This window comes from Pseudomonas sp. LTR0 (assembly GCF_036630035.1).
GTDB classification, from domain to species: domain Bacteria; phylum Pseudomonadota; class Gammaproteobacteria; order Pseudomonadales; family Pseudomonadaceae; genus Aquipseudomonas; species Aquipseudomonas putida_Y.
Genome location: NZ_CP123734.1, coordinates 3,634,408 through 3,660,606 on the forward strand (window position 1 = coordinate 3,634,408; position 26,199 = coordinate 3,660,606).

Sequence of the window (26,199 nt, forward strand, 5' to 3'; positions counted from 1 at the left end):
CCCATGCGTGCCATCCGTTGCCTGACCCTGCTGCTGGCGCTGTTCGCCCCGGCTGCCTTCGCCGAAGGCCTGTATCAGGTAGAAATGATTCTGGTGCGGCAGAACAGCGTGCCCGCCTTCACCAGCCCGTTCGCCCCCGAAGACTGGAGCGCTGGCGCCCCACGCCTGACCAAGGACGCCGAGCGCCGCCCAGCACTGGAAGATGAAGCCACCCGCCTGGAAGCCACCGCCGACTACACCGTGCTGATGCACAAGGCCTGGCAGCAGCAGGTGGGCAGCGAACCCAGCCGCATCGCCGTGGGCGAAGGCACCGAACAGTTCGGGCACTTCCCTATCGAAGGCAACCTGAGCATCGCTGAAGGCCGCTTCATCACCGTCGAGGCCAACTTCTGGGTCAACCAGCTGGATGGCAACGGCAACGTGCTGCAAAGCGAGCAGTTCAGGCAAAGCAACAGCAACGTCAAGGGCGGCCAGCTGACCTTTCTCGACGGCGGGCACCTGGCGGTACTGCTGAAGGTGACACCACCGGGTACGCCGAAAATGCCGGTGATGGACCCGGAGATGATGGAGCAGTAGGCCAATGAAGCACGATGCCGCCGAGATGGTGAACGCTTATCCGAACTGGATTCAATCGTTCAGCAAAGCTGCCCTGCAGCGCGGTGAGCGGTATGCCGAGGAAGGCAGGGCCGAACTGGAAGGCGTGTATGGGCAGACCATCACCGCCAATTGCCAGGGGAGCGGCAACAACCACTACCGGCAACGCATCGAGCTGCACGTTGCGGGCGGCCGCTGCCATGTGCGCGGTGAATGCGATTGCCCGGTACGGCAAAACTGCAAGCATTGCGCCGCTGTACTCTTCTGCGTGAGCGACCGCTTTTCCAGTAGCGGGGGCATGCAAGCCAACCCGGGCACCCTGTCCGCCGAACTGCAGCACTGGTTGAGCGGCCTGGAGCAGGCCCCACCCAAAACTGACGCGACCGAAGACAAACGCGGGCGCATGGTGTGCTATCAGCTGCAGCTCACCGATGATGCTGGCTGCGCCCTGCTTGTCCGCAAAGGCACGCGAACGGAAGACGGCATCCGCTTCAGCCGCGTCCAGTCACTTTACGACTTTCTCTACGAACCACCGCGCTTCGTAACAGACGAAGACATCCGCATTCTGCGCCTGCTCTCGGCCCTGAATCAGGGCGGCGGCCAAGATCGCGGTTACAAACTGAAGGGCCACGAAGGTGGCGAGTTGTTCCAGCGCGCCCTCGAAACCGGGCGAATGTTCTTCGATACCGACTTCCCCCCGCTTCATGAAGGCCCGGTGCGCCATGCCGAGTTTCGCTGGGTACGCCTGGACAACGGAAACTACCGGGGGCGGTGGTACAGCGGCGAAGAAATGCTGCGCCGCGTCATCCCGCTGCTGCCGCTTTACTACCTGAACCTGCCGACCCGTGAAGTGGGCAAAGTCGAGCACAGCCTGGATCCGCATGTCGCCGTGCAGTTGACTATCGCACCCGATGTACCGGAACACCTGGTCGTCCCCCTGAGCCACAAGCTCAATGCCCTCAGCCACAAGGTGCCGACCCCGACGCAAGTGCAGGAGCAGTTGCTCGATAACATCCAGCCAAAGCCCCTTCTTGCTCTCGGCAGCCTCGAATACACCGCCTACATGCCGAAAACCGGTCGCATGCAACGGCAGATGCAACATCGCGCCGCATTGGCGTTCGATTATGACGGCTTGCAGGCCAGCGGCACCGATGAAAAGCCACTGACCCGCCTGGCAGGCAGCACCAGCCAGCGCATTCGCCGCCAGACTCAAGCCGAGCAGGCATTGCGCCAGATGCTGCGCGATTTCGGCTTCAAACCTGCCACACGGCAGAGCAAGGCACTACCCGACAGCGCCGGCGAAATGCATCAATTGCCAGACGACGAAGCCTGGTTGCGCTTTGCCCGCGAAGGCCTGCCGCGCCTGCGCGAAGCCGGCTGGGACATCGACATTCACCGCGACTTCGCCTTCAACCTTCAGGAGGTGGACGACTGGTATGCAACCATCGACGAAGCGCCCGGCCATGAATGGTTCGACCTGGAACTAGGCATTGTGGTCGATGGCCAACGCCACAGCCTGCTGCCGATCGTATTGCACCTGCTGCGCAGCAGCCCGGAGCTGCTACGCCCTAGCGAACTGGCCCGGCGCAGTGACGATGAGCACCTGCTGATCGACCTCAACCGCGGCCGTCCCGATGCCCCCGCCTTGCGCGTCGCCCTGCCCTACGGCCGCATCAAGGCAGTCATGGGCACCCTGGGCGAGCTCTACTTGCACGAGGACACGGCAGGCCCGTCCCTGCGCATGGAGCGCGCCGACGCCGCGCGCCTGAACGAAATCGAAGGCCTGCCCCTGCACTGGGAAGGTGGCGAGCATGTACGCGATCTGGGCCGCCGCCTGCGCGATGCCCGCGACCTGCAGGTAGAACCGCCCACCGGGTTGCAGGCCAGCTTGCGCCCCTATCAGCAGCAAGGCCTGAACTGGCTGCAGGCCTTGCGCGAAATGGGTACCGGCGGCATCCTCGGCGACGACATGGGCCTGGGCAAGACCCTGCAGACCCTGGCCCATCTGCTGCTGGAGAAGCAATCCGGGCGCCTGAGTACACCGGCCCTGGCGGTCATGCCAACCAGCCTCATACCCAACTGGCTGGACGAAGCCCAGCGCTTCGCGCCCGGCCTGCGCGTACTGGCCCTGCATGGGCCGGGGCGCAGCAAGCACTTCTCCAAGCTCCATGAGTACGACCTGGTCCTGACCACTTACGCCCTGATACCACGCGACCTCGAACAGTTGCGCCCCCAGGCCTGGCACATGCTGATACTGGACGAGGCGCAAAACATCAAGAGCAGCAGCAGCAAGGCCGCCCTCGCCGTCTGCGAGCTACAAGCCGGCCAGCGCCTGTGCCTGACCGGCACGCCGATGGAAAACAACCTGGGCGAACTGTGGTCGATCTTCCACTTTCTGATGCCCGGCTGGCTGGGCGACCTGAAGCGCTTCAACCAGGATTACCGCAACCCGATCGAACGTCACGGTGACAGCGAGCGCATGGCCCACCTGGCCAGCCGCATCCGGCCGTTCCTGCTGCGCCGCACCAAAGAGCAGGTGGCCACAGAGCTGCCGGCCAAGACCGAGATGGTGCACTGGGTCGAGCTCAGTGACGCCCAGCGCGATACCTACGAGGCCGTGCGAGTAGCCATGGACCAGAAAGTCCGCGACGAAATCGCCCGCAATGGCGCCGCACGCAGCCAGATCGTGATCCTCGATGCGTTGCTCAAGCTGCGCCAGGTGTGCTGCGACCTGCGCCTGGTCAAGGGGGTGGAAAGCAAAGGCAACCAGGCCGACAAGGGCAAGCTGGGTGCGCTGCTGGAAATGCTCGAAGAACTGCTCAGCGAAGGGCGCCGGGTGTTGTTGTTCTCACAGTTCACCTCAATGCTGGCGCTGATCGAGCAGGAGCTCGAGAAGCGCAAGATCCGCTACAGCCTGCTGACCGGTGACACTCGCGACCGTCGCACGCCAGTGCAGCAGTTTCAGCAAGGTAACAGCGAAGTGTTCCTGATCAGCCTGAAGGCGGGGGGCGTAGGCTTGAACCTGACGGCGGCGGACACCGTGATCCACTTCGACCCCTGGTGGAACCCGGCCAGCGAAAACCAAGCTACTGACCGAGCCTACCGCATCGGTCAGGACAAGCCGGTGTTCGTGTTCAAGCTGATTACCCGGGGCACGGTGGAGGAGAAGATCCAGCTGCTGCAGCAGGAAAAGGCAGCATTGGCCGCCAGCCTGCTGGACGGCGGGCAGGCTGGGCAGTGGCGGCTTGGCGATGAAGAAATCGAGGCCCTGTTTGCGCCATTGCCCGGAAAACGCGGGCGATAGATCGAAAACGGATACAGCCCGCGCGGGCCTCTTCGCGGGCAAGCCCGCTCCTACAGGCACTGCACTGCCCCAGATGGCGATGCGGTAACTGTGGGAGCGAAGAGGCCAGCGCAATCAATCGACCAACTGAGCTTCCTTCAACGCCCCCAGCGCCTCCAGCCAGCGCGGCTGCTGGCGATAATCGGTTCGTGCAAAACCTTGCCCGCGCATCCGCGCAATCCGCGGCGACGGCTTGACCTTCATGCGCTGCGCCGCACTCAGCGCCAGCTCCGCCGCCGCCCGGTCATTGCACACCAGGCCCATGTCACAACCGGCGCTCAGCGCCGCCTCGATACGGCTGGCCGCGTCGCCCACCACATGCGCACCGGCCATCGACAGGTCATCACTGAAGATCACCCCGTCAAAGCCCAGCTCGCCACGCAAGATGTCCTGTAACCAACGCCGCGAGAAGCCGGCTGGCTGGTTATCGACCTGCGGGTAAATGACATGCGCCGGCATCACTGCCGCAAGCTGCCCACTCAGGCGGGTAAACGGCACCAGGTCGGCCTGGCGCAGTTGTTCCAGGCTGCGCTCATCGGTGGGGATAGCCACGTGCGAATCGGCTTCGGCCCAACCATGCCCCGGGAAATGCTTGCCACAAGCGGCCATACCCGCCGCATTCATGCCACGGATGAACGCGCCGGCCAGTCGCGTTGCACGCAGCGGGTCACCCTCGAACGCGCGGCTGCCCACCACGGCGCTACGCTGGTGGTCCAGGTCGAGCACCGGAGCAAAGCTGAGGTCCAGACCAACTGCCAGTACCTCGGTCGCCATCAGCCAGCCGCACTGCTCAGCCAGGTATTCAGCATTGTCGTTATCGGCCAGCGCACGCATGGCCGGCAGGCGCACGAAGCCCTGGCGCAGTCGTTGTACGCGACCACCCTCCTGGTCCACTGCCAGGATCAGTTCGGGGCGAATGGCGCGGATGGACGCGCACAGTTCGCGCACCTGGCGCGGGCTGTCGATATTGCGGGCAAAGATGATCAGGCCAGCCACTTCGGGCTGGCGCAGCAATTGACGGTCTTCGGCGGTCAGCCATTTACCGGCGATATCCACCATCAGGGAGCCTTGCAGGCTGACAGTCATGGGTAATCCTTCATTGAAGACAGAGAGAGGCCCAATCGGGGGCAGCAGACACCCACAGGCACGCGCCGCTGGCCACAGGCGAAGCCATGAGAGCACTGGTCAGCGAGGGAAATGTGAAGTAGATCGAGATCGGGCATGGGCGCTAGCTTAGCGGAAGCGCCCTGCCACGCCCAGCCTTCAGGCCTTGGCGGTAGCCGAGCTGGTCTTTGTTCGCGGGCGCAGCTGCGCAGTTGCCATCGCCTCGTCGGTCACACCGCTGTCAGCGCGCATGCCTGCCGCCAGGAACGGCACCATCAGGCGCATCACCTGCTCGATCGAAGTGTTGATGCCGAAGTCGGTCTCGGCAATCGCCCGCAAGGCCTTGATACCGGACATGCTGAAGGCCGCGGCACCCAGCATGAAGTGCACACGCCAGAACAGTTCCAGTGGCGGAATGCGTGGCGCAGCCTCGTTCACAAGCAGCATGTAGCGGCGGAACACCTTGCCGTACATGTCTTCCAGATAACGCCGCAGGTGACCCTGGCTCTGGCTGAACGCCAGACCCAGCAGGCGCATGAAGATCGACAGGTCGTTGTTGCTACGCGGCTGCACGGCCAACGCCTGCTCTACGAGCATTTCCAGCAGTTCTTCGAGGCTGGGCTTGTGCTCCGGCTTGGCCTGGCGCCGCTCCAGTTCACGCTCGAGACTGGCGCAGAACGGGCCAAGGAAACGCGAGAAAACAGCCTGGATCAGCGCCTTCTTGGAGCCGAAATGATAGTTGACTGCCGCCAGGTTGACCCCGGCCTTGCTGGTAATCAGCCGCAACGAGGTTTCGGCGAACCCCCTTTCCGCGAACAGCTGCTCGGCAGCATCGAGAATGCGTTCAACGGTTTCCGATTGGGCCATGACTACTCCGACTACTCCGCCAGACAAACAGGTGTTTGAAACATACGTTTCAGCCCTGCGTCTGTCAAGGCTCGGTGACTGGGCGGTCGCCATTTAAAAGGCGCAAGCTGGAAGCTGCAAGCATCAAATAACAGCAACACCGGCCGGATATCACGAAATCGCTTCAGGGGTGACTGAAAAGGTTGGAAGGACTGCCGTTTCACCCTTTCTTGCAGCTTGGAGCTTGCAGCGGGCCCGACACTGTATATAATCCCAGTCACTGTACAAAAAGACAGAGCGCTTACCATGTTGAAACTGACGCCACGCCAAGCCGAAATTCTCGCGTTCATCAAGCGCTGCCTGGAAGACAACGGCTTCCCGCCCACCCGCGCGGAGATTGCTCAGGAGCTGGGCTTCAAGTCGCCCAATGCCGCCGAGGAGCACCTCAAGGCGCTTGCCCGCAAGGGCGCGATCGAAATGACGCCGGGCGCTTCCCGCGGCATCCGCATCCCTGGCCTGGAAGCCAAGGCCGAAGAAGCCGGTCTGCCCATCATCGGCCGGGTAGCTGCCGGTGCGCCGATTCTTGCCGAACAGCACATCGAGCAATCCTGCAACATCAACCCTGCCTTCTTCCACCCCCAAGCCGACTATTTGCTGCGCGTACACGGCATGAGCATGAAGGACGTCGGCATCTTCGACGGTGACCTGCTGGCTGTGCACACCTGCCGTGAGGCCCGCAACGGCCAGATCGTGGTGGCGCGCATCGGCGACGAAGTCACCGTCAAGCGCTTCAAGCGCGAAGGCAGCAAAGTCTGGCTGCTTGCCGAAAACCCCGAATTCGCCCCCATCGAAGTCGACCTGAAAGAACAGGAACTGGTGATCGAGGGCTTGAGCGTCGGCGTCATTCGCCGCTGATCCAGGAGGCGTCATGCAGCAGTTCATTCACGCACCCGAGCAAGCCCAGTTGCCCCTGTTCGAAGCATTCCTCGCACAGCCCGTACTGCCAGGCCTGAAAGCCAGGGAGCCAGCGCGCAAGAGCAGCCAGCCCGAACTGTTCAGCGAACTGTCGCTGCGCGGCACCCCTGGCCACTGCCAAAGCCTGCTGGCACCGGTGCTGCGCGAGCTGAGCGAAGAGGACGAGGCCCGCTGGCTGACCCTGATCGCCCCGCCGCCAAGCCTGACCCAGGCCTGGCTGCGCGATGCCGGGCTCAACCGTGAACGTATTCTGCTGCTGCAACCCCGCAGCAATCAAAGCGCGCTGCAGCTGGCCTGTGAGGCCTTGCGCCTGGGCCTCAGCCACACCGTGGTGAGCTGGCTGGGCAACGTCAACGCCACTGCACGCCAGCAACTGCTACGTGCAGCCAGTGCCGGAAACGCACAAAGCCTGAACATCCGCCTCGGCTGATGTTCAGGCTTTGCCTGTCACTTCAAATAGCCTGATACGCTGCTGCACACTCAGTGCAGCACACGCGGCCCTTCATCACGCTCAAGCTCGCCATCCATCAGGCGACCGGCCATCTGCACGCCCACACTGAGCATGGCCTTGGCCACTTCCACATGCTGACCCTGCAGGAACACCTTGGCGTCTTCCGAGAAATCCAGGGTTACCAGAGAGCCCTCATCCTCGGCGCGACGAAGTTCGATGCGGCCATCAGGCAACTCGACAATTTCCAGAAAAGACGTAGACATAAATGGCAGTTCTCCGCGAAAGGCGATTATTGTACCAGCCGTTGCGGCTATCAGCACTCACTCAACGCGTCACGGAAACGTCTCACCAGACTTTTGAGGTCATTTCGCCAGCCTTCCAGCTCGGCACGCGACAGCGCTGGATGCTCAGGCTCATCAAGATTGACGGCTTGAATCAGGGGCTGGGTAACGTCGGTTTTCGGCGCTTTTCTGGCGACCGGTGGTCGGAACAAATCGGCATAAGCACCGAGCATTTGCGCCAGCCAGGTTTCCCGCTGGCGGGCCAGTTCCAGCAACTCGGCCACTTCGGGGATGGTTATACCGTTAAGGGCATCGTCGGCCAGGGCCTGCTCCACCGTTGCGACAACCGGAAGGCGGTAGAAGCCCCCGATTTCATGGCACAGCCCCAACAGAGCACCATACAGGTGGAACAGCGCCGACTCGCGTTCAGCCTGAACCAAGCCCTGGGCATTCATGGCCTGGCTTTGTTCAGCCTTGGCCATGGACTCGAGGGCGAGGCCGGCGAAGAACAGTTTCTGGTTGGTGCGGGTGTAGAGTTCCTGGGCCATTTCAGTGCCCTCCCATAAGGCTACAAGGCGGATATCTGCATCATAAATGATTGGGGCCGCTTTGCGCCCTTCGCGGGCTTGCCCGCTCCCACCAGTACAGCGCCACATTCAAGGGCGGCGCGATACCTGTGGGAGCGGGCAGGCCCGCGAAGGGCGCAAAGCGGCCCCACATTACAGCACCGATGGATCAGCGCTTGTCTTCAACCTTCCAGGCATTGCCGTCGTAGAACGCCTTCCAACCGGTCGGCTTGCCATCGACCTCGGACTGTACGTACTGCTCCTTGGTCTTGCGGCTATAGCGGATCACCGCCGGGCGGCCATCCGGGTCTTTCTGCGGTGCATCGCACAGGAAGTGGTACTTCGGGTCGATCTCATGCTTGTGCGGCACAATCTCCAGCACCAGCGGCGCGCGGGTTTCGCGGTTCTTGGGGAACTGGCTGGCTGCCAGGAACAGCCCCGAAGCACCGTCGCGCAGCACGTAGGTATCGTCTACCTTCTCGCACTTGAGCTCCGGCATGTCTACCTTGTCCATCTTCGGCGGCGCCGCCTCGCCGCTCTTGAGCAGCTTGCGGGTGTTCTTGCACGCCGGGTTGGTGCAGCCGAAGAACTTGCCGAAACGGCCAGTCTTCAACTGCATCTCGCTACCGCACTTGTCGCACTCCAGGCTCGGCCCTTCGTAGCCCTTGATGCGGTAGTTGCCTTCCTCGATCTCGTAACCTACACAGTCCGGGTTGTTACCGCAGATGTGCAGCTTGTGCTTCTCGTCCAGCAGGTAGGCGTCCATCGCCGTGGCGCAGATCGGGCAACGGTGCTTGCCCAGCAGTACGCGCGATTCCGACTCGCCCTCGTCGTCAGCGGCAATCTCGTCGCCCGGCACCAGGTTGACGGTAGCCTTGCAGCGCTCTTTCGGCGGCAGGCTGTAGCCAGAGCAACCCAGGAACACTCCTGTAGAGGCGGTGCGAATCATCATCGGCCGGCCACATTCCTTGCACGGAATGTTGGTCATGGTCGGCTGGTTGGCGCGCATGCCGTCTTCGCTGGACTCGGCAGTCTGCAGCTTTTTGCTGAAGTCGCCGTAGAACTCGTCGAGCACGTTCTTCCAGTCACGCTCGCCCTGGGCCACGTCGTCGAGGTTCTCTTCCATGACGGCGGTAAAGCCGTAGTCCATCAGGTTGGAGAAGCTCTCCGACAGGCGCTCGGTGACGATGTCGCCCATCTTCTCGGAGTAGAAGCGGCGGTTGTGCAGCGTCACATAGCCACGGTCCTGGATGGTGGAAATGATCGCCGCGTAGGTCGATGGGCGGCCAATGCCGCGCTTTTCCATTTCCTTGACCAGGCTGGCTTCGGTGAAGCGCGCCGGTGGCTTGGTGAAGTGCTGGCTCGGGTCGATCTGAATCAGTTTAAGCGCTTCGCCCTGAACCATTTCTGGCAGCACGTCGTCTTCGCCCGGCTTGCTCTGCTGGGGCAGCACACGGGTGTAGCCGTCGAACTTGAGGATGCGGCCCTTGGCACGCAGCTCGAAATCGCCGGCAGCGACGGTGACGCTGGTGGACAGGTACTGCGCTGGCGGCATCTGGCAAGCCAGGAACTGGCGCCAGATCAGCTCGTACAGGCGCTCAGCATCACGCTCCATGCCACTGAGCTTGGTCGGATGGGTATTCACGTCAGAAGGTCGAATCGCTTCGTGCGCCTCCTGGGCGCCCTCCTTGCTGCCGTAAACCAGTGGCGCCTCCGGCAGGTACTGCTTGCCGAACTCCCGCTCGATGTAGCTGCGCGCCATATCCAGGGCGTCAGCCGACAGGTTGGTCGAGTCGGTACGCATGTAGGTGATGTAACCGGCTTCGTACAAGCGCTGGGCCATCATCATGGTTTTCTTCACACCGAAGCCCAGGCGGTTACTGGCCGCTTGCTGCAAGGTAGAAGTAATGAACGGTGCCGATGGCTTGCTGCTGGTCGGGCGGTCTTCGCGCTTGACCACGCTGTAGCTGGAAGCCTTGAGCTTTTCCAGCGCAGCCATGGCCTGAGCTTCATTCAGCGGCTTGAAGGCCTCGCCCTTCTCGCGCGCCACCTCGAAACGCACCTTGGCGTTCTTGGCGGTGCCGAGGTCGGCGTGGATTTCCCAGTACTCTTCCGGGATGAACGCGCGGATCTCACGCTCACGCTCCACCACCAGCTTTACCGCTACCGACTGCACACGGCCAGCGGACAGGCCGCGAGCAATCTTGGCCCACAGCAATGGCGAAACCATGTAACCGACCACGCGGTCGAGGAAACGCCGCGCCTGTTGGGCGTTGACCCGGTCGATGTCCAGCTCGCCCGGCTGCGAGAAGGCCTCCTGAATGGCCTTCTTGGTAATTTCGTTGAACACCACGCGCTTGTAGCGGGTGTCGTCACCCCCGATGGCCTCGCGCAGGTGCCAGGCAATGGCTTCCCCTTCGCGGTCCAAGTCGGTTGCGAGATAGATGGTGTCGGCATCCTTGGCCAGGCGGCGCAGCTCTTCGATCACCTTTTCCTTGCCAGGCAGGATCTCGTACTTGGCCTTCCAGCCATGGTCGGGGTCGACGCCCATGCGCGCCACCAGCTGGCGGCGGGCCTTTTCTTTCGGCGAAAGCGCCGGCGCCTCACCCGCAGCCTTGCCACGCTTGGCGGCCGGCTCTTTGCTCGCGCTGGCCGAACCGCTGGTGGGGAGGTCTCGGATATGGCCGATACTCGACTTCACCACGTACTGGTTGCCCAGGTACTTGTTGATGGTCTTGGCCTTGGCCGGGGATTCCACAATGACCAGCGATTTGCCCATGGATCGGAGTATTCCTGAATCTGAAGATAAAAAACGCGCCAAGTGCCAGACGCGGCACCGCTATATATAGTGGCAAAAGTGTGAGGTCAAGCTCGGACGATCAGTCGTGCGACTTGCCCAGCAACCCGGGCAGCCCCTCTTCGGCCTTGACCAAAGCAAAGCGTGGCACCTGCTCGCCGTCAACTTCTACGGACTCCTCGAACATCGAAAGGGGGCGTACCCAGAAGCTGTAATCACCATACAGGCATTGGTAGAACACCATCCACTCTTCGGTTTCGGAGTGCCGCGCAACACTGAAGACACGGTACTCAGGCCCTTTGTAATGCCGGTAGACGCCTGGTTGTATCTGCATGTTGCACACCTCCTGAATAAAACCTGAAAAAAACAAAACCGGGGCACAAGGCCCCGGTTGCTGTCCCGCTACGCGATCAGACGCGTTCGAAGACAGTGGTGATACCTTGGCCCAGGCCGACGCACATGGTCGCAACACCCAGAGTACCGCCATTTTGCTTCATGACGTTGAGCAGGGTGCCGGAAATCCGCGCCCCGGAGCAACCGAACGGGTGGCCCAAGGCAATCGCGCCGCCGTGCAGGTTAACCTTCTCATCCATCTTGTCGAGCACTTTCAAGTCTTTCAGCACTGGCAGGGCCTGTGCAGCGAAGGCTTCATTGAGCTCGATGAAGTCGATGTCAGCCATGGTCAGGCCGGCACGCTTGAGGGCTTTCTGGGTCGATGGCACCGGGCCGTAACCCATGATCGCCGGGTCGACACCCGCCACCGCCATCGAGCGGATGACCGCCAATGGCTGGATACCCAGGTCCATCGCACGCTGGCCGGACATCACGATCATGCACGATGCGCCGTCGGTAATCTGCGACGAGGTACCGGCAGTGACAGTACCGCCTTTCGGGTTGAACGCAGGCTTGAGCGATGCCAGGCCTTCGAGGGTAGTTTCCGGGCGAATGGTTTCGTCGAAATCGAACACCTTCAGGAAGCCGTTCTCGTCATAGCCCTGCATCGGGATGATCTCATCCTTGAACTTGCCTTCGACAGTGGCCTTGTGGGCCAGCTGGTGCGAACGCAAGCCGAACAGGTCCTGCTGCTCACGGGTGATGCCGTGCATCTTGCCGAGCATTTCCGCAGTCAGGCCCATCATCCCGGAAGCCTTGGCGGCATGCAAGGACAGGTGCGGGTTGGGGTCGACGCCATGCATCATGCTGACGTGGCCCATGTGCTCCACGCCACCTACCACGAACACATCACCGTTACCGGTCATGATTGCCTGGGCAGCCGTGTGCAGGGCGCTCATCGACGAACCGCACAGGCGGCTGACGGTCTGCGCCGCAGAGGTGTGCGGGATCGGGGTCATCAGCGAGGCCATGCGGGCGATGTTCCAACCCTGCTCCAGGGTCTGGTTGACGCAGCCCCAGATCACGTCCTCGACTTCTTTCGGGTCGACCTTGCCGTTGCGTTCCAGCAGTTTGCTGATCAGGTGCGCCGACATGTCTTCAGCGCGGGTATTGCGGTGCATGCCACCCTTGGAGCGGCCCATTGGCGTGCGACCGAAGTCGACAATCACCACGTCTCTTGGATTCAGGCTCATATCAAATCTCTCGCTCTAGCTCGTTGACCGCTCAGTTGAAGAAGCGCTGGCCGTTCTTGGCCATTTCACGCAGCTTGGCGGTCGGGTGGTACAGCGGCCCCAGGTCGGCGTACTGATCGGCCAGGGCAACGAATTCGGCCACACCGATCGAGTCGATGTAACGCAGCGCACCACCGCGGAAGGGAGGGAAACCAATGCCATAGACCAGGCCCATGTCGGCTTCGGCAGCGGTTTCGACGATGCCGTCTTCCAGGCAGCGCACAGTCTCCAGGCACAGCGGGACCATCATCCAGTTGATGATGTCTTCATCGGTCACTTCACGCTGCTCGAACACGATAGGCTTGAGCACGTCCAGCACGGTGGCATCGAAGACCTTCTTCGGCTTGCCGCGCTTGTCGGTTTCGTAGGCGTAGAAGCCCTTGCCGTTCTTCTGGCCCAGGCGGTTGGCCTCGTACAGCGCGTCAACGGCCGAGCGACGCTCGTCCTTCATGCGGTCCGGGAAACCTTCGGCCATCACATCGCGGCCATGGTGACCGGTGTCGATGCCGACCACGTCCATCAGGTAGGCCGGGCCCATCGGCCAGCCGAACTTTTCCATGACCTTGTCGATACGCACAAAATCGACACCGGCGCTGACCAGCTTGGCGAAGCCGCCGAAGTACGGGAACAGCACGCGGTTGACCAAAAAGCCCGGGCAGTCGTTGACCACGATCGGGTTCTTGCCCATTTTCTTGGCGTAGGCCACGGTGGTGGCAACCGCCACTTCACTGGACTTCTCACCACGGATCACTTCAACCAGCGGCATCATGTGCACCGGGTTGAAGAAGTGCATGCCGACGAAGTTTTCCGGGCGCTTGAGCGCCTTGGCCAGCAGGTTGATGGAAATGGTGGAGGTGTTGGAAGCGAGGATGGCATCGTCCTTCACCTGGCCTTCCACTTCCGCCAGCACCGCTTGCTTGACCTTCGGGTTCTCGACCACAGCCTCGACGACGATGTCGACATTGGCGAAGTCGCCATAGGACAGGGTCGGGCGAATGGCGTTGAGCGCCTCGGCCATCTTGGCCGCGGTCAGGCGACCCTTTTCGACGCGGTTGCCAAGCAGCTTGGAGGCCTCGTTCAGACCCAGCTGAATGGCTTCCTCGCGGATGTCCTTCATCAGGATCGGCGTACCTTTGACCGCCGACTGGTAGGCAATACCGCCGCCCATGATGCCGGCGCCGAGCACGGCGGCCTGCTTCACGTCGTGGGCGATCTCGTCATGCGCCTTGGCCTTGCGCTTGAGTTCCTGATCGTTGAGGAACAAGCCGATCAGGCTCTCGGCGACCGAGGTCTTGGCCAGCTTGGCAAAGCCTGCGGCTTCGACTTCCAGGGCCTTGTCGCGACCGAAGTTGGCGGCTTTCTGGATGCTCTTGATCGCTTCGACCGGGGCCGGGTAGTTGGGGCCGGCCTGGCCTGCGACGAAGCCCTTGGCAGTCTCGAAGGCCATCATCTGCTCGATGGCATTGAGCTTGAGCTTCTCCAGCTTCGGCTGGCGCTTGGCCTTGTAGTCCAGCTCGCCACTGATGGCACGCTTGATCAGGTCGAGGGCACCGGCCATCAGCAGCTCAGGGGCGACCACGGCGTCGACAGCCCCCACTTTCAGGGCGTCTTCGGCACGGTTTTCCTTGCCGGCGGCGATCCACTCGATAGCGTTGTCCGAGCCGATCAGGCGTGGCAGGCGCACGGTACCGCCAAAGCCCGGGTAGATACCCAGCTTGACTTCCGGCAGGCCGATCTTGGCGCTGGAGGACATGATCCGGTAGTCGGCCGCCAGGCACATTTCCAGGCCGCCGCCCAGCGCGATGCCGTTGATGGCGGCAACGGTCGGCACTTCGAGGTCTTCGAAGGCGTTGAAGATGCGATTGGCTTCCAGGTTGCCAGCGACCAGTTCGGCCTCAGGCAGCTTGAAGTTGTCGACGAACTCGGTGATGTCGGCGCCGACGATGAACACGTCCTTGCCACTGCTGACGATCACGCCCTTGACCGAGGCATCGGCCTGGATGGCATCGACGGCCTGGCGCAGCTCGTTCAGGGTAAGGCGGTTGAACTTGTTGACGGACTCACCCTTGAGGTCGAACTTGAGCTCGACGATGCCACTTTCAAGAGCCTTAACCGTGATGGCTTTACCTTCGTAAATCATCAACTGATCTCCACGATATGGAAGCTGAACTGTACACGCCGATCGCTGCAGCAGAAGCAGGCCTAGCTGCCCTGCCCCAGGCACACCCGTCAGCGCGCTAGTCGGAAGTATGGCTTGGCGTCATGACATACAAACGCTCAATTCATACGCCCGTTTGATTTGGGTGTGCACACATTCTCCGAAAAGATGGGCGTTGTCAAATGCTCACGAGCACGGCGAAAACGCGACTTTCCAGTCATTTTCTATCGTTCGGGTACAAAACATGATGACAGTGATCGCCGGTCATTCATGTCAGCGATTGACCACACGTATTGGCTGGAGTGCTTTGCGCTTGCGCGGCGAGCCAGGGCGACTACACTGGCTCTTGCTTGAATGAATACCCGGCCTGCCTGGCCTTTTCTGCGCAGCAGAACGCAAAGCGGCGACTTGGCACCCCACCCCTTCAGGGTCATGCCGAGCCGCCGCTTTGTCGTTGTGGGAGCGGGGTTGGTGTCACCCCAGGATGTGTGGTTACCTGTCAGGCCAAGGTTTCGAGAGCATGGGCAACATCCTGCAATACAGCAGTATCGCCGCGCTCGGTCCAGTACAAGGCAATCATCCGCGCATCGGCCTCTACCTTGTACACACTCGCCGGCAAACGCGACAAGGCGCCCATGAAGCGTGGGTCTTCACAGGGTTCACGCCACTGATTCCACCACACCCCGGGGCTGACCTGCCAGAAACTGAAGCTGTCCTCATGCCCACGGCGCCGGGCCCGGTGATACTGCGGGCAGGGGCTTGGCGGCTCCTTTTCCAGCCAGTGCGGCCACTGCTGCGGCGCCAATTGCATGGCCAGACCCATGCGCCGTGCCTCCAGGCGCAACTTCATCTGCTCGCTCTGCTTGCGCGAACTGCGCAGCCAGGAAAGCGGGCTAAGAATCAGCGCAAGGATTGACACCACCAGCAATACCGTCATATCAGTAGTTCCCATAAAGCGTTGCAAATGAGCTGGTTAGCCATTTTCACGGTAGACCCGCCCTAAAGCGACCATACTTCTTCTATCGCGATTGTCAGGAGTACCGCTCATGAAATACGAACATTTGTTGGTCGCCGTCGACCTGACCGAAGAGTGCGACCCGGTGATCAAGCGCGCCATGGCGCTGGCAGAACCTTCGAAAGCCAAGGTATCCCTGGTGCACATCGTCGAACCGATGGCCATGGCTTTCGGTGGTGACGTACCGATGGACCTGTCGCAGTTGCAACAGCAGCAATTCGACCAGGCCAAGGAGCGCATGGACCGCCTGTTCAACAAATACCCGGAAATCAACCGCGGCGACTCGCACCTGACCTACGGCCAACCGCGCCAGGAAATCCACCAGCTGGCCAAGGACCAGAACTGCGACCTGATTGTGGTCGGCAGCCATGGCCGTCACGGCCTGGCATTGCTGCTGGGCTCCACGGCCAACGATGTACTGCACGGTGCGCCGTGTGACGTGCTGGCGGTGCGCTTGCTGAAGAAGGATTGATTTGACCTGAACCGGCCTCTTCGCGGGCAAACCCGCGCCTGCAAGGGTATGGCGATCCCTGTAGGAGCGGGTTTACCCGCGAAGAGGCCGAAACAGGCTAACGCCAATCAGCCTTCCAACTCAGCCCAGCGCTCTACCAGTGCATCCAGTTCGCCCTGCAGCTTCTCGATCTGTGCCAACACCGCCGAAGTTTCTGCAATCGGCCGCTGATAGAAACCCGCCGCATTCACTTCTTCCTGAGCCTCGGCCATACGCTGTTCCAGCTCGTCGATCTGCCCCGGCAGCATCTCCAGCTCACGCTGCAGCTTGTAGCTGAGCTTCTTCTTCGAAGGCTCTTCCACCACCGCCGCAACAACAGGTTCAGGCTTGGCCTCGACCTTCTCCACCACCGCGCTGTTGAGCGCGGATTTGCCGCCCTTGCTCTCGGTCACACCCAGCAGCTTCGGCGAGCCGCCCTGGCGAATCCAGTCCTCGTAGCCGCCCACATACTCACGCACCTTGCCCTCGCCTTCGAACACCAGCGTGCTGGTGACGACGTTGTCGAGGAAGGCCCGGTCGTGGCTGACCATCAGCACGGTACCTTTGTAGTTGGACAGCACCTCCTCCAGCAGCTCGAGGGTTTCCACGTCCAGGTCGTTGGTCGGTTCGTCGAGCACCAGCAGGTTGGCCGGCTTGCTGAACAGCTTGGCCAGCAGCAGCCGCGCACGCTCACCACCCGACAGCGCCTTGACCGGCGTGCGCGCACGCTGGGGGCTGAACAGGAAGTCGCCCAGGTAGCTCAGCACGTGGCGGTTCTGGCCATCGATCTCGATGAAATCACGGCCCTCGGCCAGGTTGTCGATCACGGTCTTTTCCAGGTCGAGCTGGTGGCGCATCTGGTCGAAATAAGCCACCTCGAGCTTGGTACCGCGCTCCACTTTGCCCGCAGTGGGCTCAAGGTCGCCCAGCATCATCTTGAGCAAAGTGGTCTTGCCGGTGCCGTTTGCGCCCAGCAGACCGATGCGGTCCTGCCGTTGCAAGACCATGGAAAAGTCCTTGACCAGCAGAGGCCCGTCCGGGTGATGGAAGCTGACATTTTCCAGCACCATTACCTGCTTGCCGGATTTGTCCGCTGCTTCGATCTGGATGTTGGCCTTGCCCTGTCGTTCGCGGCGCTCGCCACGCTCCACACGCAAGGCCTTCAGTGCACGCACACGGCCTTCGTTGCGGGTACGCCGGGCCTTGATACCCTGGCGAATCCACACTTCTTCCTGGGCCAGGCGCTTGTCGAACAGCGCGTTGGCGGTTTCCTCGGCGGCCAGTGCGGCCTCCTTGTGCACCAGGAAGCTGGCGTAGTCGCCGTTCCAGTCGATCAGGCCGCCGCGGTCCAGCTCGAGAATGCGGGTGGCCAGGTTCTGCAGGAACGAACGGTCGTGGGTGATGAACAATACCGCGCCGTTGAAGCCACGCAGGGCCTCTTCGAGCCAGGCGATGGCACCGATGTCCAGGTGGTTGGTCGGTTCGTCGAGCAGCAGCAGGTCGGGCTCGGACACCAGCGCCTGGGCCAGCAGCACGCGGCGGCGCCAGCCACCGGACAGCTCGGCCAGGGTCTTGTCGGCCGGCAACTGCAGGCGACTGAGCGTGCTTTCCACCACCTGCTGCAGGCGCCAGCCGTCGCGGGCCTCCAGCTCGTGCTGGACGTGCATGAGCTTTTCCAGGTCTTCATCGCCCTGGATGTTCATGCTCAGGTGGTGGAACTGCGCCAGCAACTCGCCCACGCCGTCCAGGCCAGCGGCTACCACGTCGAACACTGTGCGCTCGTCGGCCACCGGCAGCTCCTGCGGCAGCTCACCGATCTTCAGGCCCGGGGCACGCCAGATTTCGCCGTCGTCGCCCTTCTGCTCGCCCTTGACCAGGCGCAGCATGCTCGACTTGCCGGTGCCGTTGCGGCCGATGATGCACACCCGCTCGCCACGAGCGATCTGCCAGGACACTTTGTCCAGCAGCGGCATGGCGCCGAATGCGAGGGACACATCGCTGAATTTGAGCAGGGTCATGTTCGTCTCCATAAATCGGGCGCGCATTCTACCTGACTTGGCCCCCGACGGCATCCGCCAGGCCAACCGGTGAGCGCCTGGCGACATCTGGTCGAACTTAATATCCCGATACACGCACAGCGCTTTCACCCACTGCCGGCAAACGGCTAAGCTAAGGCAATAGCTTTCAACAGTGCTGGCTCCGCCGACACTTCCCATGGTTCAACTGCCCGGACGTATCATGCGCAGCCGCCTGCTACATATCGCATCCTGCCTGCTGCTTACCGCTGCCACCTGCGCGGCACAGGCCACCGACCTGACCCTGCAACGCCAGTACTATGACGAGGCCAAGCGCGCGCTGGCAAAAGGCGACAAAGGCCCCTACCTGCGCTATGCCCAGGCCTTGAGCGACTATCCGCTGACGCCCTACCTGGCCTACGACGAACTCACAGCCCGCCTGAAAACCGCCAGCAACCAGGAAATCGAAGGTTTCCTTGCCAAGCACGGCGACCTGCCCCAGGCCAACTGGATGAAGCTGCGCTGGTTGCGCTGGCTGGCCGAACGCGGCGAGTGGGATACCTTCGTCAAGTACTACGACCCCAAGCTCAATTTCACCGAACTGGACTGCCTCAACGGCCAATACCAGCTCAGCCACGGTTTGCGCGCCGAAGGTTACGCCACCGCCGACAAGCTGTGGAACGTCGGCAAATCGCAACCTGCCGCCTGTGACACGCTGTTCGGCATGTGGGCAGCCGAAGGCCAGCTGACCGAGGCCAAGCGCTGGGCACGCACCAAGCTGGCAGCCCAGGCGCGCAACTACGGCCTGGCCAACACACTGGCCAAGACGCTGACCACCCTCCGCTCACAGGGGCGCCTGCTGGTCGACGTCGCGCAGAAGCCTGAGCTGCTCAACCAGCCGTCGCGCTTTACCCCGGTCAACGAGGCCATGTCCGACGTGGTCAGCCTCGGCCTTCGTCGCCTGGCCCGGCAGAACCCGGAGCGGGCGATGGCACTGCTCGACGATTACGCCCAGCGCATGCACTTCTCGCGTGACGAAAAGGTGGCCATCGCCCGCGAAATCGGCCTGACCCTCGCACGCCGCTACGACCCACGCGCCCTCGACCTGATGACCCGCTACGACCCCGAGCTGCGTGACAACACCGTCAGCGAATGGCGCCTTCGGCTGCTGCTGCGCCTGGGCCGCTGGGAGGACGCCTACGAGTTGACCAAGCGCCTTCCCCAGGACCTGGCCAGCACCAGCCGCTGGAAGTACTGGCAGGCTCGCAGCCTGGAACTGGCACAGCCAAACAACCCGCAGATCCCGCTGCTTTACAAGACCGCAGCGCGTGAGCGTGACTTCTATGGCTTCCTCGCCGCCGACCGGGCACAGACACCGTACCAGATGAACAACAAGCCGCTGCTACTGAGCCCGCAACTGGTCAAGAAGGTGCGCAACACGCCCGGTATCCAGCGCGCACTGGAATTCCACGCCCGCGGCCAGATCGTTGATGGCCGCCGTGAGTGGTACCACGTCAGCCGCCACTTCACCCGTGACGAAATGGTCGCACAGGCACGCCTGGCCTATGAGCTGCGCTGGTACTTCCCGGCCATCCGCACCATCAGCCAGGCCCGTTACTGGGACGACCTGGACATCCGCTTCCCCATGGCCCACCGCGACACGCTGGTGCGCGAAGCCAAAGTTCGCGGCCTGCATTCGAGCTGGGTATTCGCCATCACTCGCCAGGAAAGCGCCTTCATGGAGGACGCACGCTCACCCGTGGGCGCCAGCGGCCTGATGCAGCTGATGCCGGCCACGGCCAAGGAAACCGCACGCAAGTTCAGTATCCCGCTGGCCTCTCCGGCGCAAGTACTGAATCCGGACAAGAACATCCAGCTGGGTGCAGCCTACCTGAGCCAGGTACACAGCCAGTTCAACGGCAACCGGGTGCTGGCTTCGGCAGCCTACAACGCCGGGCCCGGGCGTGTGCGCCAGTGGCTCAAAGGCGCCAAGCACCTGAGCTTCGATGTGTGGGTAGAGTCGATCCCGTTCGACGAAACACGCCAGTACGTGCAGAACGTGCTGTCGTATTCGGTGATCTACGGGCAAAAGCTGAATTCACCGCAGCCATTGGTGGATTGGCATGAACGGTATTTCGATGACATGTGATTGCTGTTGAGCCTGTACCGGCCTCTTCGCGGGTGAACCCGCTCCTACAAGGGTTACGCGGTCGTTGTAGGAGCGGGTTCACCCGCGAAGAGGCCGGTACAGGCAACACACCTATTCCAGGATTTCTACTTCCATCCCCACCTCCAGCCACCCACTGCCATCCACCGCCAGGTTCTGGCCGAACAGCACGTCGCCTTCTTTTTCGCGGAAAGTCTTCAGCGTAGCCATTGGCTCACGGTCAGCGCTGCGCTCCCCGGTGGCTGGATCGATGGTGGTGAAGATGCACCGCACACTGGGCTTTAGGACGCGAAACGCCAAGCTGCCGATGCGAATCCGCTTCCAGCCATCCTCGGCAAACGGCTCCGCGCCCTGCACCACCAGGTTGGGCCGAAAGCGCAGCATCGACATGGGCCGACCAATACGCCGGTTAAGCTCATCCAGCGAGCCCTGCCCGATCAGCAGCAAGGGGAAGCCATCCGGAAACGCCGCACGGTCACTGTTGAATCCGTAACCATTGGGCAGGTAACGCGCACGCTGCTCGGGGCAATGCACCAGGCGTACGGCCTTGCCCAGCAACTCGCTCAACCAGGCTGCCGCGGCATCGCCAGCGTCCGGCACGCGCAAGGTATCGCGCCAGATCGTCACGCCGCGCAGGGCGTCATCGGCAGGCGGTACAGGCACCCGCAACGGCGGCTGCCCAGGGGCTTGCAGCAGCAACTGGCCGCTGTCGTCAGCGTGTGCGCAGATCTGGCCAAGTTGTGGCCAGGCACGCTGGGTCAGGAAGCGTCCGTTTTCTTCCTCGACCACCATCCAGCGCCGGTCGCCTTGCAGCCCCAGCAACCCCACCGGTGATGCCTTCAGGCTTTGCGCCTGCCCCGACTTCACCGGGTATCGATACAACTCACTGAGAAACATCCTTGCTGCCTCGCGTCATGCCAAAAGCCAAGCTTATACCTGGCCGGCACAACGTTCACGCAGCGGTGGTATCCAGCAACAGGCGCTGCTTGACCACATCGACAAGGCGATCAGGCTGGAACTTGGAAAGGAAGTTGTCACAGCCCACCTTCTTCACCATGGATTCGTTGAAACTGCCCGACAGCGAAGTGTGCAGCACCACATAGAGCTGGCGCAGGCGGGCATCGCTGCGGATCTCGGTGGTCAGCCGATAGCCGTCCATTTCCGGCATTTCTGCATCGGTGAACACCATCAGCAGCTTCTCGCACACGTCCTCGCCGGCATCCGCCCAGCCCTTGAGCATGCGCAGCGCCTTCAGGCCATCACTGGCCACATGCAGCTTCATGCCCAGCTGGGACAGGGTGTCGCGCAATTGCGCCAAGGCCACACTGGAGTCGTCCACCAGCAGCACCTCCCGGCCGCGGGCCCGGGCCAGCACTGGGTCGGCGAGCTTGTCGCCAGAAACCCGGGCGTTGTAGGGCACGATTTCGGCCAGCACTTTCTCCACGTCGATCACTTCCACCAGCTTTTCATCGACCTTGGTGATGGCAGTCAGGTAATGCTGGCGACCGGCACTGGAAGGCGGCGGCATGATCGACTCCCAGTTCAAGTTGACGATGCGGTCTACACCGCCCACCAGGAAGGCCTGCACCGAGCGGTTGTATTCGGTGACGATGATGGTGCTGTCCGGCCCCGGCTGTAGCGGGCGCATACCGATCGCCTGGGACAGGTCGATCACCGGCAGGGTCTGCCCGCGCAGGTTGACCACACCGCAGACATAGGCGTGGCGCTGGGGCATCAGGGTCAGCTTGGGCAGTTGCAGTACTTCCTGCACCTTGAACACGTTGATCGCGAACAGCTGGCGACCGGCCAGGCGAAACATCAGAATTTCCAGGCGGTTCTCACCCACCAGTTGCGTGCGTTGGTCTACCGTGTCGAGAATGCCAGCCATTGGAAAGCCCCCAGGCTTGAGTCGTAAAAGGTGAAATCATCTACCCTGTATCGGCGGCTTCACGCACACCTTGACCCTTGCGGGAAAATGCCGCGCGGATAATTGATATCACTTTACCATCATGCTTTACTGCCGACACGCCAGGGCAAATCAGGGACACGACAAAAGTTCCCTACCCTAGCCCTTGATCAGGGAAACCCTTAGCAGCAATCGGGTGCAACCTGATGTTCGCGATATCCTTTAGCCATTAATGTGACGCCATTCTCATTGCATGAATGGAGTCAGGCTTTTGCTAGCTATCGTTTCGGCGTGCCCGCCCCCCGCGCCTACCCCACGCGCGGGGACTTGATGATGGACACTGCCTTATCGTTCGATGACGCCCTGCAGGGCTTCCTGCTGGATGCCCAGGTACTGCTGACCCAGGCTCAGGAATGCCTGCAGCATCTGGAGCTGATAGACAATGACCCGGATGCCTGCAGTTGCCTGAGCAGCGCCCTCGACACTATCGCCCGTCAAGCTACGCGCTTGGGCCTGCGTGAAGTTGCCCACTACACCACCGCCCTGCAACAGCTGCTTGCCCCAGCCTGCCACGGTGGTTGCCTGCAGCGGGAAGCCCTACCCGCGATAGGGGCGTGCCTGACCTTGCTGGCCTGGCAGTTGGAACTGGTCGATAGCCGTACAGGGCGGCTGAACCTGGACATCGGCGAGCAACTGGTGCTGCTGGGAGAATTGGCCAAGGTCGTACAACCCCCCTTTGCGCCAGCCTGCGCGTCCTGCGACGAAGCAGGCAGCCCGTGCATTCACCCGCACAGTGACGTGGCAACCGGCACCCGCCCCAGCCGCTCTAATCGCACGCATTAACCTGACTCAAAGTGCAACTAAGCAACTTTATTGAAACCCGACCATGGTCGAACTTGGAAAGTTCTTCAGGTTTTCGGTGCATGCCGCCGAATCATTGCCGCACAAGTTACAGCACAAGTGGGTACTGCGCGATTAAAGGGTGGCACTTTGCTACTCGAAAGGGCCCGAGCAGCAGGCGTTTCAACGGACTACCTGGCCGCGACCGATGCAATGCAAAGTGGTAATATGCGCCCCCACAAACGCTTGCTATCGGAACAAAGGTGGCAAGAATACGTATTCAAAAAAACAACGAAAGTACTGCGCCAAAGCCTCTGAGCAGCATTGTGCAAGGCCTCCATCAGCAATACTTCAGTGGCCTCCCTACCTATGTTCCCACGCTTGAAGACCTTTTTGCGTTGCTGCTCCCGCGCCGCCGTGCTGCGTTGGGCAACGGTCGGACTTTGCGTGGCCTCACTGGTTGCCAACATGGCGCTGTACCTGGCCAATCAGACAATCCCGGCCACCCTGCTGGTGCTGCAGTTGGTCGCCACGCTGGGTGCTGCTGTGCAACTGGGCCTGGGCGCCAGGTCGATCCACCTGCGCCCGGCTGAGCTGGCCGAGCGCATGCTCAAAGTGCAAGAAGACGAGCGTCAGCATCTGGGCCGGGAACTGCACGACGACATCGGTCAACTGCTCACCGCTGCCAAGCTGCAACTGCAGTGGCTGCAGCGGCGCATGCCCGACGAATTGCAGGGGCACTGCGATGCCCTGCGCAGCACACTGGATGACACCCTCGGTAATGTGCGCAATGTCTCCGCACTGCTCAACCCCCGGCAGTTGGCCAGCCTTGGTCTGGAAGACAGCCTGCGCGCGCACCTGGTACGCACCCTGGCCAGCAGCGGCGTGCACTGGAGCCTGGCGTGCAACCAGCGCCTGGGCGGCATCGACGAAGCCGTGGCCATGGCAGTGTTCCGTATTACCCAGGAGGCAGTGACCAACATGCTGCGCCACGCCCAGGCACATAACCTGGTCATCCGTCTGCAACGCACCCCTGAGGGGCTGGCGTTGTCGATCCACGACGATGGTCGTGGTTTCATCCCTGCCCGGCACCCGGCAGAGGCCGGTCAGCGCGGCCTGGCCGGCATGCAGGAGCGGGTAATCGCGCTGCGGGGCAGCCTCGACATCACCAGTCAGCCTGGCCGAGGCACGCAGATCGAAGCGATGTTCCCATGGTCCCCGCGCACCCAGCAACGCGCCAGGAGTATTACCAACCATGACCTGTAGACTACTGCTGGTAGATGACCACTCACTGATCCGCGCCGGGGTGCGCGCGCTGGTCGGCGACATCCCCGGCTATGAGGTGGTCGGCGAAGCCGACGACGGCAATCAGCTACTCGACCAGGTGCGCACACTGACGCCCGACATCATCTTGCTGGACATCTCCATGCGTTCGACCAGCGGCCTGGACGCCCTCACCCAGCTGCGGGCCAGCGGTAGTAGCTGCAAAGTGCTGATCCTGTCAATGCACACTGACCCGGACCTGATCATGCGGGCCCTGGAGAGCGGCGCCCACGGCTACTTGCTCAAGGACACCAGCACCACCGAGCTGGAACAGGCGCTGGGGGCTGTATGCCGAGGTGAGCGCTACCTCAGCCCGGCCATCGCCCACACCGTTATCAACCAGGCGCTGAGGCACACCAAACAAGGCAAGCAAAGCGCTGGCGAACGGCATAATCTGACTTCACGCCAGCTTGAAATCCTGCGCCTGATCGTGCGCGGCAAGTCCACGCGGGAAATCGCTGCGGGCCTGGGCCTGTCGATCAAGACCGTGGAAACTCACCGGTCACAAATCATGAAGCGCCTGCAGATTCACGACGTGGCCGGCCTGGTGCTGTTTGCGGTACGCGAAAAAATCATCAGCCTGGATGACTGAGCAACGGCGACCCGGCCGGCAGGTGCAGGAACAACGCCGCCGACCTCGCTTGAAAGCGCAGATTGGCAGCCTGCAACGGCTCGCCATCGAGGTTGATGTCCAACCCTTGCGAACTCTTGATCTCGACCCATGGCAGCCTGGCACGAACAAACAGGCCGTCGCCACCCAACAGGTCACGCAGAGCCCCTACCATTTCCTGCGGTGCCGGCAGAATGGCGACGTCAAGCAAGCCGTCGTTGATCCTGGCTTCGGGGCACAGCACCTGCCCGCCACCGGCCTGGCGGCCATTGCCGATACCCAGCGCCAGCAAATCCCCTTGCCAATGAAAGCCCGGCCCCTGTAGCTCCACCGAAGCCGCCTGAAGCTCACTGAAGCGGGACAGCCCGGTGAACAGGTAGGCGGCAGCACCCAGCACTTTCTTGAGGTCCTCGGAGGTATTGGCGGTGACCTGGCTGCCAAAGCCACCCGTGGCCATATTGAGGAACAGCTGATCGCCAGCCTGCCCCAGGTCTATGGGTTGTGGTGCGACATTCAGCAAGGCCAGCGCCGACGCCGGCTCCAGGGGGATGCCAGCGGCCTTGGCAAAATCGTTGGCAGTACCCAGTGGCAACAAGGTCAGACTGGCTTTGGTAGCGGCCAATCCCATGGCCTCGGCCACATCACGCAATGTGCCGTCCCCGCCACCGGCGACGATATGGCTGTAACCCGCCGCCAGTGCCTCGGCGACCAGCCGTTGGGCATCGCCCGCCTCCCAGGTCACCCGTACATCCAGGACCCAGCCGCTATCGCGCAGGTCGCTCACGGCGCTGCGGACGTCTTCGTTCATCGCCTGCTTGCCGTGCAGCACCAGCATTGCCTTGCGCCCTTGCATGTGCGCATCTCCGTAAAATGGACCAACCCAGATCTCGACCACTCGCATGACCGGATCGTTGCATGCCTTGCAAAAAACATTGGGCAGACGGCGCTTCTGCAACTGATCGCGTTGCCGGTCATTCTTCCACATGTGGCAATCCGGGCTATGCTCAGCAGATACCCCTATTGCCATGGACGCGCCCGGCAGTGGCTCCCCCACTGTTGCCAACGGGCGCGTTTTGCTATCTGCAGCCTTTCG

The 26,199-nt window shown here is 62.0% G+C and carries 22 protein-coding genes; 9 read left to right on the forward strand and 13 right to left on the reverse strand.

The features are described 5' to 3' along the window. Positions 1-3 precede the first annotated feature (3 nt). Entirely contained in the window at positions 4-576 is a 573-nt protein-coding gene (locus QCL51_RS16790) for a CsiV family protein (protein ID WP_021785421.1), read from the forward strand. A gap of 4 nt (positions 577-580) precedes the next feature. Beyond that, positions 581-3,898 carry a DEAD/DEAH box helicase gene (locus QCL51_RS16795; RefSeq protein WP_080694534.1) on the forward strand — a complete coding sequence of 1,106 codons (3,318 nt, stop codon included), beginning with the start codon at positions 581-583 and terminating at the stop codon, positions 3,896-3,898. 114 nt (positions 3,899-4,012) lie between these two features. Here QCL51_RS16795 and nagZ read toward each other — a convergent pair whose 3' ends face one another. Both nagZ and QCL51_RS16805 read right to left on the reverse strand, forming a co-directional pair. Beyond that, entirely contained in the window at positions 4,013-5,011 is a 999-nt protein-coding gene (nagZ, locus tag QCL51_RS16800; protein WP_172402813.1) for a beta-N-acetylhexosaminidase, read from the reverse strand. Positions 5,012-5,200: 189 nt separating this feature from the next. Next, the gene (locus tag QCL51_RS16805) at positions 5,201-5,908 is read right to left on the reverse strand and encodes a TetR/AcrR family transcriptional regulator (protein ID WP_021785423.1); all 708 of its coding nucleotides are present in this window, start codon (positions 5,906-5,908) and stop codon (positions 5,201-5,203) included. 285 nt (positions 5,909-6,193) lie between these two features. Here QCL51_RS16805 and lexA point away from each other — a divergent pair, with 285 nt between their 5' ends. Then, positions 6,194-6,802, forward strand: coding sequence for a transcriptional repressor LexA (gene lexA, locus QCL51_RS16810; protein WP_010953131.1), 609 nt, complete (start codon positions 6,194-6,196; stop codon positions 6,800-6,802). A gap of 13 nt (positions 6,803-6,815) precedes the next feature. Then, positions 6,816-7,292, forward strand: coding sequence for an SOS-induced cell division inhibitor SulA (gene sulA / locus QCL51_RS16815; RefSeq protein WP_103462799.1), 477 nt, complete (start codon positions 6,816-6,818; stop codon positions 7,290-7,292). Positions 7,293-7,342: 50 nt separating this feature from the next. Here the strand turns inward: sulA and QCL51_RS16820 are convergent, their stop codons facing one another. From QCL51_RS16820 to QCL51_RS16850, 7 genes are all read right to left on the reverse strand, one after another. Then, complete coding sequence (locus tag QCL51_RS16820; protein ID WP_003248777.1) at positions 7,343-7,576, reverse strand: hypothetical protein; 234 nt, start codon at positions 7,574-7,576, stop codon at positions 7,343-7,345. 50 nt (positions 7,577-7,626) lie between these two features. Continuing rightward, positions 7,627-8,142: a DUF6586 family protein gene (locus QCL51_RS16825; RefSeq protein WP_103462800.1), complete on the reverse strand. Its 516-nt coding sequence runs from the start codon at positions 8,140-8,142 to the stop codon at positions 7,627-7,629. A 187-nt stretch (positions 8,143-8,329) separates the two neighbouring features. Next, positions 8,330-10,939, reverse strand: coding sequence for a type I DNA topoisomerase (gene topA / locus QCL51_RS16830; RefSeq protein ID WP_021785427.1), 2,610 nt, complete (start codon positions 10,937-10,939; stop codon positions 8,330-8,332). A 100-nt stretch (positions 10,940-11,039) separates the two neighbouring features. Continuing rightward, positions 11,040-11,291 (reverse strand): DUF1653 domain-containing protein, encoded by a 252-nt coding sequence (locus tag QCL51_RS16835; RefSeq protein ID WP_021785428.1) that lies wholly within the window; start codon positions 11,289-11,291, stop codon positions 11,040-11,042. A gap of 76 nt (positions 11,292-11,367) precedes the next feature. Beyond that, positions 11,368-12,543, reverse strand: a complete 1,176-nt coding sequence (gene fadA, locus QCL51_RS16840) for an acetyl-CoA C-acyltransferase FadA (RefSeq protein WP_010953128.1) — start codon at positions 12,541-12,543, stop codon at positions 11,368-11,370. Positions 12,544-12,574: 31 nt separating this feature from the next. After that, a complete protein-coding gene (fadB, locus tag QCL51_RS16845) occupies positions 12,575-14,722 on the reverse strand; it encodes a fatty acid oxidation complex subunit alpha FadB (protein ID WP_021785429.1) in 2,148 nt (715 codons plus the stop codon). A 517-nt stretch (positions 14,723-15,239) separates the two neighbouring features. After that, positions 15,240-15,677: a hypothetical protein gene (locus tag QCL51_RS16850; protein WP_021785430.1), complete on the reverse strand. Its 438-nt coding sequence runs from the start codon at positions 15,675-15,677 to the stop codon at positions 15,240-15,242. A 109-nt stretch (positions 15,678-15,786) separates the two neighbouring features. On the opposite strand from QCL51_RS16850, the gene QCL51_RS16855 reads away from it, so the two are divergent. Continuing rightward, on the forward strand, positions 15,787-16,227 hold the full coding sequence (locus tag QCL51_RS16855) for a universal stress protein (RefSeq protein WP_021785431.1): 441 nt from the start codon (positions 15,787-15,789) through the stop codon (positions 16,225-16,227). A 107-nt stretch (positions 16,228-16,334) separates the two neighbouring features. On the opposite strand, the gene QCL51_RS16860 is transcribed toward QCL51_RS16855, so the two are convergent. After that, on the reverse strand, positions 16,335-18,263 hold the full coding sequence (locus QCL51_RS16860) for an ATP-binding cassette domain-containing protein (protein ID WP_021785432.1): 1,929 nt from the start codon (positions 18,261-18,263) through the stop codon (positions 16,335-16,337). A gap of 220 nt (positions 18,264-18,483) precedes the next feature. On the opposite strand from QCL51_RS16860, the gene QCL51_RS16865 reads away from it, so the two are divergent. Then, positions 18,484-20,409, forward strand: coding sequence for a transglycosylase SLT domain-containing protein (locus tag QCL51_RS16865; RefSeq protein WP_103462801.1), 1,926 nt, complete (start codon positions 18,484-18,486; stop codon positions 20,407-20,409). A 111-nt stretch (positions 20,410-20,520) separates the two neighbouring features. Here the strand turns inward: QCL51_RS16865 and QCL51_RS16870 are convergent, their stop codons facing one another. After that, positions 20,521-21,324: an MOSC domain-containing protein gene (locus QCL51_RS16870; protein WP_021785434.1), complete on the reverse strand. Its 804-nt coding sequence runs from the start codon at positions 21,322-21,324 to the stop codon at positions 20,521-20,523. A gap of 55 nt (positions 21,325-21,379) precedes the next feature. After that, positions 21,380-22,315, reverse strand: coding sequence for a chemotaxis protein CheV (locus QCL51_RS16875; RefSeq protein ID WP_021785435.1), 936 nt, complete (start codon positions 22,313-22,315; stop codon positions 21,380-21,382). Between the two features lie 351 nt (positions 22,316-22,666). Here QCL51_RS16875 and QCL51_RS16880 point away from each other — a divergent pair, with 351 nt between their 5' ends. The 3 genes from QCL51_RS16880 to QCL51_RS16890 all read left to right on the forward strand — a co-directional run bounded on the left by QCL51_RS16880 (position 22,667) and on the right by QCL51_RS16890 (position 25,088). Then, positions 22,667-23,176 carry a histidine kinase gene (locus QCL51_RS16880; protein WP_103443934.1) on the forward strand — a complete coding sequence of 170 codons (510 nt, stop codon included), beginning with the start codon at positions 22,667-22,669 and terminating at the stop codon, positions 23,174-23,176. 366 nt (positions 23,177-23,542) lie between these two features. After that, entirely contained in the window at positions 23,543-24,439 is an 897-nt protein-coding gene (locus tag QCL51_RS16885; protein ID WP_325948556.1) for a sensor histidine kinase, read from the forward strand. Then, positions 24,429-25,088 carry a response regulator transcription factor gene (locus QCL51_RS16890; RefSeq protein WP_021785438.1) on the forward strand — a complete coding sequence of 220 codons (660 nt, stop codon included), beginning with the start codon at positions 24,429-24,431 and terminating at the stop codon, positions 25,086-25,088. The genes QCL51_RS16885 and QCL51_RS16890 overlap by 11 nt, the downstream gene beginning before the upstream one ends. Here QCL51_RS16890 and yegS read toward each other — a convergent pair. After that, positions 25,072-25,959: a lipid kinase YegS gene (gene yegS / locus QCL51_RS16895; RefSeq protein WP_274148094.1), complete on the reverse strand. Its 888-nt coding sequence runs from the start codon at positions 25,957-25,959 to the stop codon at positions 25,072-25,074. The genes QCL51_RS16890 and yegS overlap by 17 nt on opposite strands. Positions 25,960-26,199: the final 240 nt, after the last annotated feature.